General features: G+C 59.8%; 12 protein-coding genes and 1 pseudogene. 5 read left to right on the forward strand and 8 right to left on the reverse strand.

The genetic code is table 11. The features are described from left to right. The 4 genes from ABYA88_RS13310 to mutT form a co-directional block, all read left to right on the forward strand. The coding region (locus tag ABYA88_RS13310) for an A24 family peptidase (RefSeq protein ID WP_373187851.1) at positions 1–801 on the forward strand (801 nt) is incomplete at its 5' end. A 3-nt stretch (positions 802–804) separates the two neighbouring features. Next, the gene (coaE, locus tag ABYA88_RS13315; protein ID WP_373187852.1) at positions 805–1,410 is read left to right on the forward strand and encodes a dephospho-CoA kinase; all 606 of its coding nucleotides are present in this window, start codon (positions 805–807) and stop codon (positions 1,408–1,410) included. Next, positions 1,407–1,595: a DNA gyrase inhibitor YacG gene (locus ABYA88_RS13320; RefSeq protein ID WP_373187853.1), complete on the forward strand. Its 189-nt coding sequence runs from the start codon at positions 1,407–1,409 to the stop codon at positions 1,593–1,595. Before coaE ends, ABYA88_RS13320 begins: the two co-directional genes overlap by 4 nt. 4 nt (positions 1,596–1,599) lie before the next feature. Beyond that, a complete protein-coding gene (gene mutT, locus ABYA88_RS13325) occupies positions 1,600–2,634 on the forward strand; it encodes an 8-oxo-dGTP diphosphatase MutT (protein ID WP_373187854.1) in 1,035 nt (344 codons plus the stop codon). 7 nt (positions 2,635–2,641) lie between these two features. Here mutT and ispH read toward each other — a convergent pair whose 3' ends face one another. The 6 genes from ispH to murJ all read right to left on the reverse strand — a co-directional run bounded on the left by ispH (position 2,642) and on the right by murJ (position 10,337). Then, entirely contained in the window at positions 2,642–3,589 is a 948-nt protein-coding gene (gene ispH / locus ABYA88_RS13330; protein WP_373187855.1) for a 4-hydroxy-3-methylbut-2-enyl diphosphate reductase, read from the reverse strand. A gap of 319 nt (positions 3,590–3,908) precedes the next feature. Further along, positions 3,909–4,346 (reverse strand): FKBP-type peptidyl-prolyl cis-trans isomerase, encoded by a 438-nt coding sequence (gene fkpB / locus ABYA88_RS13335; RefSeq protein WP_373187857.1) that lies wholly within the window; start codon positions 4,344–4,346, stop codon positions 3,909–3,911. 2 nt (positions 4,347–4,348) lie between these two features. Then, the gene (lspA, locus tag ABYA88_RS13340; protein WP_373187858.1) at positions 4,349–4,843 is read right to left on the reverse strand and encodes a signal peptidase II; all 495 of its coding nucleotides are present in this window, start codon (positions 4,841–4,843) and stop codon (positions 4,349–4,351) included. Continuing rightward, positions 4,836–7,667: an isoleucine--tRNA ligase gene (gene ileS / locus ABYA88_RS13345; protein ID WP_373187859.1), complete on the reverse strand. Its 2,832-nt coding sequence runs from the start codon at positions 7,665–7,667 to the stop codon at positions 4,836–4,838. Before ileS ends, lspA begins: the two co-directional genes overlap by 8 nt. A gap of 11 nt (positions 7,668–7,678) precedes the next feature. Then, entirely contained in the window at positions 7,679–8,629 is a 951-nt protein-coding gene (gene ribF, locus ABYA88_RS13350; protein ID WP_373187860.1) for a bifunctional riboflavin kinase/FAD synthetase, read from the reverse strand. A 136-nt stretch (positions 8,630–8,765) separates the two neighbouring features. Beyond that, complete coding sequence (gene murJ / locus ABYA88_RS13355; protein WP_373187861.1) at positions 8,766–10,337, reverse strand: murein biosynthesis integral membrane protein MurJ; 1,572 nt, start codon at positions 10,335–10,337, stop codon at positions 8,766–8,768. A gap of 242 nt (positions 10,338–10,579) precedes the next feature. Between murJ and rpsT the strand changes: the two genes are divergently transcribed. Continuing rightward, on the forward strand, positions 10,580–10,852 hold the full coding sequence (gene rpsT, locus ABYA88_RS13360) for a 30S ribosomal protein S20 (protein ID WP_373187862.1): 273 nt from the start codon (positions 10,580–10,582) through the stop codon (positions 10,850–10,852). Between the two features lie 221 nt (positions 10,853–11,073). Here rpsT and proB read toward each other — a convergent pair whose 3' ends face one another. Both proB and obgE read right to left on the reverse strand, forming a co-directional pair. Then, entirely contained in the window at positions 11,074–12,192 is a 1,119-nt protein-coding gene (gene proB, locus ABYA88_RS13365) for a glutamate 5-kinase (protein WP_373187863.1), read from the reverse strand. A 131-nt stretch (positions 12,193–12,323) separates the two neighbouring features. Next, positions 12,324–12,790, reverse strand: a pseudogene (gene obgE, locus ABYA88_RS13370) (GTPase ObgE); the annotation flags it as partial.

Raw genomic sequence — 12,790 nt, forward strand, 5'->3', positions numbered from 1 at the left:
GTCGGCAGCTTCCTGAACGTGGTTATTCATCGTCTGCCGATCATGATGGAGCGTGCGTGGCTGCGCCAGAGCAAGGAAATGCTCGAGCCGGACACCGAACTGCCGCCCGAGGCGACATTCAACCTCATCCTTCCCCACTCCCACTGCCCGCATTGCGACGTTGAAATCAAGGCCTGGCAGAACCTGCCTGTTGTCAGCTACATTTTCTTGCGCGGGCGCTGTGGGCAGTGCCGTGAGCGAATCAGTTTTCGTTATCCGGCTGTCGAGCTGCTCACCGCGGTGCTGTCCATGGTGGTTGCCTGGCAATTCGGGTTTGGCTGGGAAGCCGGGGCCATGCTGGTGCTTACCTGGGCGCTTATCAGCCTCAGCCTGATCGATGCTGACACCCAGCTGCTCCCGGATTCAATCGTCTTGCCGCTACTCTGGCTAGGGCTTATTGCCAACAGCTTCGGGCTCTTTACCGATTTGCCCACTGCGCTCTGGGGCGCCGTATTTGGCTACCTGAGTCTCTGGCTGGTGTTCTGGGCGTTCAAGCTGGTAACCGGCAAGGAAGGCATGGGCTATGGAGACTTCAAGCTCCTGGCCATGTTGGGCGCCTGGGGCGGCTGGCAGGTTCTACCGCTGACCATACTGTTTTCATCGCTGGTCGGTGCCATTCTTGGCATCATCATTCTCAAGACGCGTGGCCAATCAAACACCACTCCCCTGCCCTTTGGTCCTTATCTGGCGATCGCCGGGTGGATTGCGCTGATCTGGGGTGACACAATAACCGGCAAATATCTTCAAATCGCCGGATTCTGAATAATGATCATTGGTTTGACTGGCGGCATCGGCAGCGGTAAATCTGCCGTTGCGCTACGTTTTGCGGTAAAGCACGGCATCCATGTGGTAGACGCTGATCTCAAGTCCCGGGTTGTGGTCGAGCCGGGCCGCCCGGCGCTGCAGGCAATCGTGGATCGCTTCGGTGACGCTGTTATCCAGCAGACCGGCGAGCTTGACCGCGCGGCCCTGCGTGAGAAAATATTCAGCGACCCGCAGGAACGGTTGTGGCTGGAAGCGTTGCTGCATCCTTTGATCCGCGATGAAATCGTTACTGATCTTGCCTCGGCTGCATCCCCCTACGCACTGCTGGTCTCACCGCTGCTGGTCGAGTCTGGTCAACATCTGATGACTGACCGGGTGCTGGTGGTGGACGTGTCCGAGGAAACCCAATTGCTGCGCACCGCGTTACGCGACAGCGTACCGCAAGAGCAGGTCAAAGCCATCATGCAGGCACAGGCATCCCGCGAGGAGCGCCTGAAACATGCACACGACATAGTCAGCAATGATCAGGACCTGGCAGCGCTCCACAAACAGGTGGACGCGCTGCATGGGCGTTACCTGAGCATGGCTGCCGGAGACACGATATGACTATCAATCTGCAATGCCCTACCTGTACCGCGCCGGTTACCTGGGATGACGCCTTTCCCGAGCGCCCTTTCTGCTCGCCCCGTTGCCGCCTGATTGATCTTGGCGCCTGGGCCTCCGAGGAACATGTGGTGCCGGGGGAAGAAATAGAGCAGGATCTGTATTCCGGCGACTTGCCGCAGCAATAACCCGGTGAAACCTCCCCGAATTCACGTGATGGCTGCGGTGATCCGCCGTAATGGCCGCATCCTGATTGCAAAGCGACCAGACAGCGCCCACCAGGGCGGGCTGTGGGAGTTCCCGGGCGGCAAGCTGGACGCGAGCGAAACGCGCGAAGCAGGGCTGAGACGGGAACTGCGCGAGGAGCTGGGCATTGAAGTCACTTCCGCCCGCCCTCTGATCGATATCTGCTACGACTATCCGGACAAGTCCGTACGCCTGGATGTCTGGCTGGTTGATGACTTCGACGCTGAAGCCCACGGTGCCGAGGGGCAGCCCATCCGCTGGGTAGCGCCCGCCGAGCTCACTCAATTTGAGTTTCCGCTCGCCAACGCGCCTATCGTTACAGCCGCTCGATTACCGGAGCTCTATCTGGTTACGCCGGATACCCCGGATATAACGCAGCTTGTTCAGGGGCTGGAGCATGCCCGCAGCCAGAGTCTCTCTATGGTGCAGTTGCGCCAGACAGGGTTGGGCCCCTCGGAGTATAAGGATGCTGCGAAGCAGCTGATAGAACGGTTTGGCAGCGATTTCATCTGGATATTCAAAGGCTCGAAACCCCCGACCGGTGCTGATGGATGGCATTTGACCTCGACGCAGTTGAGGGCTCTGCATCAAGCGGGTTGGTGCAAGGGGGAGTCCTTCGCCGGAGGGCTCTTCGCGGCGGGGCCGTCGCTCCTACCGGAAGAGGATGCAGGGTGGGAGCGGCCGCCTGGCCGCGAAGAGTTTGAGTGCTGGGATGGCTTACTTGCGGCTTCGTGTCACGACGAACGGGAAATGCAAATGGCGGCCGACATCGGTGCGGACTTTGTCACCTTGTCTCCAGTCCTGCCGACCTCGAGCCATCCGGGCGCTGGACATCTAGGATGGGATCGCGCGGCCGAACTGGTGGCGATAACCAACTTGCCCGTGTATTTGCTTGGTGGTCTTTCAGCCGAGGATCTGGACCGGGCGTTCCAGGCGGGCGCTCAAGGCATTGCCGGCATTTCAGGTTTGTGGCCCGATTGAGCGTCGCTCAGTCCAGAGAAACTACCCGCAGCTCCTTGGGCATGCTGAAGACGATGTTCTCCTCCTGCCCTGCCAACTCTTCCTCACCGGTAGCACCCGAAGCATGCAAATGCTGGATGACCTGGCGCACCAGGATATCGGGCGCGGAGGCACCAGCAGTAATACCGATGTGCTTGACGCCATCCAGCCAGGCAGGCTGGATCTCGTCGGCGCCGTCAATCAGATAGGCAGGGGTGCCCATCCGCTCGGAGAGTTCGCGCAGCCGGTTGGAATTGGAGCTGTTCGGGCTACCGACTACCAGTACCAGATCGCACGCAGCTGCGAGCTGCTTGACCGCATCCTGACGGTTTTGCGTGGCGTAGCAGATATCGTCCTTGCGTGGCCCGTCTATCGCCGGGAAACGCGCTCTGAGGGCATCTATAACGCGCGCGGTGTCGTCCATCGAAAGGGTCGTCTGGGTAACAAAAGCCAGCCGCTCGGGATCCTTTACTTCCAGTTGGGCGACGTCATTCTCGTCTTCAACCAGGTAGATGGCCCCGCCGTTGCGGGCGTCGTACTGGCCCATCGTGCCTTCCACTTCCGGATGCCCGGCATGGCCGATCAGAATGCACTCACGGCCGTCTCGGCTGTAGCGAGCCACTTCCATATGTACCTTGGTGACCAGCGGGCAGGTGGCATCGAAGATCTTGAGACCCCTGTCTTCGGCTTCTTTACGAACTGCCTGCGACACGCCATGGGCGCTGAAGATGACGATGACGTCGTCCGGAACCTGTTCTATTTCCTCGACGAATACCGCACCACGATTGCGCAGATCCTCGACCACGAACTTGTTGTGTACCACTTCGTGGCGCACGTAGATCGGTGGCCCGAAGACCTCCAGTGCACGGTTCACGATCTCGATGGCGCGGTCTACGCCGGCGCAGAAGCCGCGGGGATTGGCCAGTCTGATCTGCATGGGTGCCTCGATGGTTGGGTGCTGAATAAATGCATTATCCACGATAAGCAGGACGGAATCGATGGGGCTGGTCTGGTGTCGCGGTGTTAAGCAGCAAAGTCAGAATGGATTCCCGCGTTCGCGAGAATGACGGGGTCTGGTTGCTGCTTGCGGCTGACCTGAAACAATAGTGCGAACGCAAACTTCAGAATGGATCCCCGCGTTCGCGAGGATGACGTTTTGGGGGGACTGTGTTTCGGACCAGAGACTCACTATTCGCTCAATTCTGTCATCCTCGCGAACGCGGGGATCCATTCGGATTTGGACGTAACAACCCTCATCAGACGGGTTGCACGTCCAGAATCTCGACATCAAAGGTCACCGTCTTGCCCGCCAGCGGATGATTGAAGTCAACATCCACTGTCGTGTCATGAATCGTTTTAACCATACCCGGCATTTCGCCGCCAGCTGCGTCGCGAAAAATCACCATTAGACCGGGCTCCAGTTCCATTTCGTTGAACTGGTCGCGGGGAATACTCTGGATATTCTGCGGATTGCCGGGGCCGAAGCCGCGCTCCGGCTCGATCTGGAAGCTACGCTGGTCACCCGCCTTGAGGCCGAACAGGCTTTGCTCGAAACCGGGCAGCAGACTGCCGTCACCGACCTTAAAGGTGGCCGGCTTCTTGTCTGTTGTGGTGTCGATCACTTCGCCGCCGGGCAGCTTGAGGGTGAAGTGCAGCGTCACCTGCGTGTCATGATTGATGCGCGTTTCGGTCATGGTTATGCCTTTGCGGGTTTGCTTATGAACATATCCAGGATCAGCAACGCGGCGCCAACGGTAATGGCGCTATCGGCGATGTTGAACGCCGGGAAAAACCAGCTTTGCTGCCAGTGCACAAGAATGAAGTCCACCACGTGGCCATGCATTATCCGGTCATACAGGTTGCCCAGCGCGCCACCGAGGATCAACGCCAAGGCTATCGGTTCCAGACGTTTACTGCGCGGCAATCGCGCCATCCAGATCACCAACATCGCGCTGACGCCGATCGCAATCGCGGTAAAGAACCAGCGCTGCCATCCTCCGGCAGAGGCCAGGAAGCTGAATGCCGCGCCTAGATTGTATGCCAGGGTGAAGCTGAACAGACCGTCGATCACCGGCACTTGCTGGTGGAGCTGCAGCTGATTCAGCGCCAGCCATTTGGTCGCCAGATCCAGCGCGATTACCAGCCCCGTGATCCACAGCCAGCGAAGACTGCCCTGGCGCAGATCAGGCATGCTTGCGCACCTCACCCGGGCCTTCGATATTGTCTATGCACCGACCGCAGAGTTCGGGATGCGCAGCGTGCGTCCCGACGTCAGGTCGCAGATGCCAGCAACGGGCGCACTTGCTGTGGCTGGACTTGACGATGCTCAGCTTCAGGCCCGGCAACTCGGTTTCCACAGAGTCTGGACCCGCAGCATCCAGCGGCGCAATACCGGCCTGGGAGGTAATCAGTACAAAACGTAACTCGTCGCCCAGACGGGCAAGCTTGTCTGCCAGCCCCACATCGGCGTGCAGCGTGACTTCAGCCTGCAGGCTGCCACCGATGACCTTCTCCTTGCGCAGATTTTCCATCTCGCGATTAACGGCTACTTTCACCGCCATGATGTCGTCCCAGAATTCGCGGCCAAAGGCAGCGCCTTCGGGCAGTGCGGCGAGCTCTTGATACCAGGTGTTGAGCATGACTGACTCATTATGCTCGCCCGGCAGATGCTGCCACAGCTCTTCCGAGGTAAACGCGAGGATGGGTGCAACCCAGCGGGTCAGGGCTTCGACGATGTGATACATCGCGGTCTGGCAGGAGCGTCGCGCAGTACTGTCGGCACCCGTGGTGTACTGGCGGTCCTTGATGATATCCAGGTAGAAGCCACCCAGCTCCTGCACGCAGAAGTTGTGTACCTTCTGGTAGACGTTCCAGAACTTGTAGCTTTCGTAGTCCTCGATGATTTCCTGCTGCAGCAGCAAGGTGCGATCCACCGCCCAGCGATCCAGATCGAGCATCTGCTCAGGGGCCAACAGGTGCTCTGTTGGGTCAAAGCCGGTGAGATTGGACAGCAGGAAGCGTGCAGTATTGCGGATACGGCGATAGGCATCGGCGCTACGCTGCAGGATGACCTTGGATACCGCCATCTCGCCGGAATAATCGGTCGATGACACCCATAGGCGCAATATGTCGGCGCCCAGGCTGTTGTTGATCTCCTGCGGCGCGACCACGTTGCCCAATGACTTGGACATCTTGCGGCCGTTCTCGTCGACCACAAAGCCGTGGGTCAGCAACGCCTTATAGGGTGCATGGCCATCGATTGCCGCGCCAGTCAGCAGGGACGAGTGAAACCAGCCCCGATGCTGGTCCGAGCCTTCCAGATACAGATCCGCACGCGGGCCTTGTTCGTGACCCATCGGGTGCGAGCCGCGCATCACGTGCCAGTGCGTCGTGCCCGAGTCAAACCAGACATCCAGGGTATCGCTGATCTTGTCGTACTGGTCGGCTTCGTCGCCCAACAGCTCCGCCGCGTCCATGGTAAACCAGGCTTCGATACTTTCCTGCTCTACCCGCTTGGCGACTTCTTCAATCAATTCGAGCGTGCGCGGGTGCAGGTCACCGGTTTCCTTGTGCAGGAACAGCGGGATCGGCACACCCCAGTTACGCTGACGCGAGATACACCAGTCAGGGCGCCCGGCAATCATGTTATGCAGGCGCTGTTTACCCCAGGCGGGTACGAATTCGGTTGTCTCGATGGCGGCCAATGCGCGTTGACGCAGGCTCTCGCCCTCTTTCGGCTCGGTGTCCATGCCGACAAACCACTGGGCGGTCGCACGATAGATGACCGGCGTCTTGTGGCGCCAGCAGTGCATGTAGCTGTGGCTGACCTGTTCGTGGGCCAGCAGACAGCCAACCTCTTCCAGCTTGGCGACGACGTTGGGGTTGGCCTTCCAGATAAACTGGCCACCAAAGAATTCCAGCGACTCCACATAGACACCATTGCCCTGTACGGGGCTCAGTATCTCGTCATTGACCATGCCGTAGCGCTTGCAGGTATGAAAGTCGTCCACGCCGTAAGCCGGGGACGAGTGCACGATGCCCGTGCCTGCGCCAAGCTCGACGTAATCCGCCAGATAGACCGGTGATTTGCGGTCATAGAACGGATGGTTGAAGTTGATCAGCTCAAGCGTGTCGCCAGTGGTTACGCCAACCACTTCGCCCTCGCGGCCATAACGGGCCAGGCAGCTTTCGACCAGCTCTTCAGCCAACACCAGCAACCGGTCGCCGACGTCCACCAGCGCATAGTTGAATTCCGGATGCACGTTCAGCGCCTGGTTGGCCGGGATTGTCCAGGGGGTGGTGGTCCAGATGACCATTTGCGCTGGCTTGCTCAGTTCCTGCAGACCGAAGGCGGCAGCGAGCTTCGCAGGTTCTGCGCAGGGAAAACCGACGTCGATGGTCGGCGACTGCTTGTCGGCGTATTCCACCTCGGCTTCGGCCAGCGCAGAACCACAATCGAAACACCAGTTAACCGGCTTCAGGCCCTTGAATACGAAGCCTTTCTCGACCAGCTTACCGAGCGCGCGAATCTCCCCCGCCTCGTTGGCATAGTCCATGGTCTTGTACGGGTTGCCCCACTCGCCGAGCACGCCCAGGCGCTGGAAGTCGACCTTCTGGCCTTCGATCTGCTTGGCGGCGTAGGCACGGCTCAGCTCGCGCGTCTTGGCGGGCTCGAGGTTCTTGCCATGGGTTACTTCAATCTTGTGTTCGATCGGCAGGCCGTGGCAGTCCCAACCGGGCACGTAGGGCGCATCGAAGCCTGACAGTGTCTTGGACCGGGTAATCATATCCTTGATGATCTTGTTGACTGCGTGGCCGATGTGAATATCGCCGTTGGCGTAGGGCGGGCCATCGTGCAGCACGAAGCTGGGCCGGCCACGGCTGATTTCACGAATCTTGCCGTACAGGTCTATGCCTTCGAGACGCTTGAGCGTCTCCGGCTCACGGTTCGGCAGGCCGGCTTTCATCGGAAATGCCGTTTCCGGCAGGTTCAGCGTCGCTTTGTAATCAGTCATCTGGTCCAGGCTCACTTGTTTGAGTCAGAGGCCCATTGGGCGCGGGCAGCGGCAATATCTGCCGTGATAGCTGCCTGCAGGGCATCCAGGGAATCGAATCGCTGTTCGTCACGCAGTTTTTCATGAAATATGACGGTGAGGTGGCGGCCGTATAAATCGCCCTTGAAGTCCAGCAGGTGAACTTCAAGGTGTGGCTGGCCATCACCCTCGACCGAGGGGCGCATGCCGATATTGGCTACACCCTGGTGGCAGCCCATATGGGGCGCCTCTTCGAGCACCGCGCTCACGCGAAACACGCCCTTGAGCGGCGCATGCAGGCGCTTAAGCTGCACGTTGGCGGTGGGTGCGCCCAGGGTGCGACCCAGTTGCTGACCGTAGAGAACCCGCCCGCTGATACTGAATGGGCGGCCCAATAGGCGCTCGGCCAGTTCGAAATCGCCGTCAGCCAGAACCTGACGCAAGCGTGTGCTGCTGATGCGCTCGCCGTTCTCGGCCACCGTATTGGCTGCTTCTACAGTGAAACCGTGGCGCTCGCCACTGCCCTGCAGGAACGCAAAGTCGCCGCTGCGATCGCAACCAAAGCGGAAATCATCACCGACTTCCAGATGCTTGACGCCCAGGCCGTCGATCAGCACCTGCTGCACGAATTCCTCGGCGCTGAGCTCGCGCAGGCGGCGATTAAAGGCCAGACAAAGCACGCGGTCGACGCCTTCAGTCTCAAGCAACATCAGCTTGTCGCGCAGACGGGTCAGGCGCGGGGGCGCAGCATCTGGAGCGAAGTACTCACGCGGCTGCGGCTCGAAAATCACTACGCAGCCGGGCAGGCCCATGCGCGCCGAATGCGACTTCAGGCGCTTGAGAATAGCCTGATGCCCGGCGTGCACGCCGTCGAAATTACCGATTGTCGCTACACAACCCCGATGCCGGGGGCGCAGGTTATGTAGACCGCGGACCAGTTCCATAATGCTCGTTGTTTGGCTGAGGGATCAAACGCGCGAGTATACAGCCTTAGCCGCCCGCCCGTCATGCGTGGACATCCAGTTGCCTGCGGGTGAAGGCCGGGAATGACCCAGTTCCACCTCTGCTTTCGGAGCTACGTCAGCCCTGGCGCAGGTGGCGCATCCGCATCCCGCTCACTACCAGCGTCAACACAAAGGCGCCCATGCCGGCGCATACCAGCAGCGTCATTTCCAGCACCTTGCGCTGCCAGCCCCAGACAAACCACTGTTCGATGCCCGGCACCATCCAGACGACCACCAAAGCCATTGCCGTACAGGCCGCGATAAGCCGCAACATGAATACCGCCCACCCCGGCTGAGCCTGATAGATGCCAGCCTTGCGCAGCCCCCACCAGAGCAGACCGGCGTTGAGCACGGCCGAAAGCGAGGTGGCCAAAGCCAGACCGACGTGGGCGAGCGGCCATATCAGGATCAGATTGAATCCCATATTGACCACCATACAAATGATCGCGATTTTCACCGGCGTCTTGATGTCCTGCCGGGCGAAATACCCCGGCGCCAGCACCTTGATCAGCATGAATGTCATCACCCCGATGGAATAGGCGCGAAGCGCTGCTGCTGCTTGCAGGGTGTCGCGCTCGGTCATCGCGCCGTAGTGAAACAGCGTTGCTATCAGCGGCTCGGCCAGCAGCAAGAGCGCCAGCGCCGCAGGGACGCCTACCAGCAAGACCATGCGTATTGCCCAGTCGAGAGTGGCGGAGAATGCCTTGGGATCCTCGCCAGCATGCTGGCGAGACAGCGCCGGCAAGATTACCGTGCCAATAGCGATGCCAAAGGCGCCCAGCGGTAACTCGGAGAGACGATCAGCGTAATAGAGCCAGGAGATGCTGCCTGTCTCCAGAAAGGATGCCAGCACGGTATCCAGCAACAGATTGATCTGGCTGACAGACACACCGAACAGCGCCGGCAACATCAACGTCATGATGCGCTTGACGCCCTCGTGCCTGCGATCAGGGCGGGGGACGGGCAGCAATTTTATTTGCGCAAGAAACGGTAATTGAAAGAGGAGCTGAACCACGCCGGCGATAAATACACCCCAGGCCAGCGCCATGATCGGCTGGTCGAAGTAAGGGGTCATCAGCACGGTCGCGCCTATCATGCTCAGATTAAGCAGCACCGGCGTGAAAGCCGGAACGGCAAATCGACCGTAGCTGTTCAGAATTGAGCCGCAGAGCGCGGTCAGCGAGATCAACAGCAGATAGGGAAAGGTGATGCGCAGCATGTCAGTCGCAAGCGCGAGCTTTTCAGTGTCGTCATGAAAGCCCGGAGCAAAGAGCATTATCAGCACCGGGGCACCCGCGACGCCGAGCGCCGTGATAGCCACCAGCGTTATACCCAGGGTCCCGGCGACTCCGTTTATCAGATATTTGACATCTTCCAGAGTGCGCTTGGCGCGATATTCCGACAGCACCGGCACAAAGGCCTGGGCAAAGGCGCCCTCGGCGAATAGCCGGCGCAAAAAATTGGGGATCTTGAACGCGATAAAAAAAGCATCAGCTTCCGACTGCGAACCGAAATACGCCGCCACCACCACGTCACGCACCATGCCGAGCACGCGTGAAAGCAGCGTCATGATGCTGACCACCATGCCTGAACGCAGTAATGTTGGGGCCTTGGGCTCAGGAGTAGCGGGTGGGACCTGCTCAGTCATGGATTCGAGTCGCCGGATAAAACCGCGATGATAGCCTCCAGATGCACCACATGGCGAGAACCGGAGCCTAGCAAAAGCTTGTGGCCAGGAGGCAAAAGCCTCAAGCTGTCGGGCAACGGCGAGCCGCCTGACACTTCTGCTCTGCGGCCGACCCACACCCCTTGACATTGGTATAGACTGGCGGCATAGTACGCGGCCTTATTTGTACCCTTATTCATCACGATTTTCTGAGGAGCACGACGGTGGCAAACTCACCTCAAGCCAAGAAACGCGCCAAGCAGGCCGAGAAGCGCCGCGATCACAACGCAAGCCTGCGCTCCATGGTTCGTACCTATATCAAGAACGTAATCAAGGCCATCCAGGCCAAAGACCTGGAAAAAGCCAAGACTGCCTATACCGCAGCAGTGCCGGTCATCGACCGCATGGCTGACAAGGGCATCATCCCCAAGAACCGGGCCGCTCGTCACAAGAGCCGCCTGAACGCACACATCAAGGCCATGGCTACCGCCGCCTGATCTGCGTTCCTTGTGGAAGAAAAAACCGGCCTTGAGCCGGTTTTTTTGTGGCCTCCCCGCCCGTCATCCTCGCGAACGCGGGGATCCATCTGGGTTTGGGGTTCTGACAAGGCCAAGACCGTTAGATCAAGGTCAAGGTCAAGGTAAAAATGGATCCCCGCGTTCGCGAGGATGACGGGGAAAAACCTGAAGCTTGCGGCTCGACGTTTCAAGCCAGTAGCTTAAACCAGCACCAGATTGTCCCGATGCACCATCTCCGGCTCGTCGATGTAACCCAAGATTCGTGCCACTGCCTCGGTCGGCTGGCCGAGGATGCGGCCGGCGTCGAGGGCGCTGTAATTGACCAGGCCTCGGGCCACTTCCTTGCCGTCGGGACTGACACAGACAACCATCTCACCACGACGGAAGGCGCCTTCCACGGCGACCACACCTACCGGCAGCAGACTGCGACGGCCAGAAGCCAGTGCCTTGACTGCGCCCTCATCAATCACCAAACGCCCACGGGTCTGCAGATGGCCTGCGAGCCATTGCTTGCGCGCCGCCAGCATACCCTTTTCAGGGAGCAGCAACGTACCCAGCTCCTCCCCCGCCTGCAGGCGCTCCACGACGCGATCGATCCTGCCGCCGACGATCACCGTGCCCGCGCCCGAACGCGCCGCCAGGCGCGCAGCGCGCAGCTTGGTCAGCATCCCGCCACGGCCCAGCGCGCCAGCGCTGCCGCCAGCCATGGCATCGAGTGAGGGATCATCGGCCATGGCTTCACGAATGAGCTCGGCCTGAGGATTGCTTCGGGGGTCCGCGGTGAACAAACCGTCACGGTCGGTGAGAATCACCAGCAGATCCCCTTCAACCAGATTGGTTACCAACGCACCCAGGGTGTCGTTGTCGCCAAAGCGGATCTCGTCGGTGACTACGGTGTCATTCTCATTCACAACCGGAATCACACCCAGGTCCAGCAATGCCCGGAGCGTGCTGCGGGCATTAAGGTAACGCTTGCGGTCGGAGAGGTCGTCGTGGGTCAGCAACACCTGAGCGGTCGACAGACCATGCGCCTGAAAGCTCGACTCCCAGGCCTGCACCAGACCCATCTGGCCGATAGCGGCGGCAGCCTGCATCTGATGAATGGTCTTGGGCCGCTCGGTCCAGCCAAGGCGACTCATGCCCGCGGCAACAGCGCCGGATGAGACCAACACCAACTCAGCGCCGCTCTTGCGCAGCTCGACCAGTTGCTCAACCCAGACTGCCATAGCCTGCTTGTCGAGACCACGGCCGTCACCAGTCAGCAGGGCGCTGCCGATCTTGACTACCCAGCGACGGGCATTGGTTACCTTGTCACGCATGTTCGATCCACAATTAAAGTGTCAGTTGAATCGCTGCATTCTAACCCATTCGCAACGAAGCCGGCGCTCCTGCCGAGGAATATCCCCCTGGGAGCACCGGCCTCGGCGCGACACTGGATCAAGCAACCACATCAATGCACGTAGATGATCTCGGGACCGTCCTCGTCATCTTCGTCGTCGTCCTCATCATCCTCGTCATTGAGCAGACCCTGCTTGCGCAACGCCTTGCGGTCGTCCAATGACTGAATGTGAGCACGCGCCTCATCCTCGATCTGCTGATCCAGAGCGCGCACTTCGGCTGCATACTCTTCATCGTCCTGCATCCGCAGGGTGCGCTCATCCAGCCAGTTCATCACATCCTTGGCCAGTTCGTCGGTACCCTGACGCTCCGATGCGGAGATCACGTATACCGGCCCCTCCCACTCCAGCCGCTCGACCACGTCATCCAGCAGCGCCTGCTGCTCATCCTCCATCAACTGGTCACACTTGTTCAACACCAGCCAGCGCTCGCGGAGCGTCAGCGCAGGGCTGAACTTACCCAGCTCATGGATGATCGTCTCGATCGACTCGACCGGATCACTACCATCCGGCGGCACCA

Origin of the sequence: Halopseudomonas sp. (assembly GCF_041579695.1) — a bacterium.
Classification (GTDB): Bacteria; Pseudomonadota; Gammaproteobacteria; order Pseudomonadales; family Pseudomonadaceae; genus Halopseudomonas.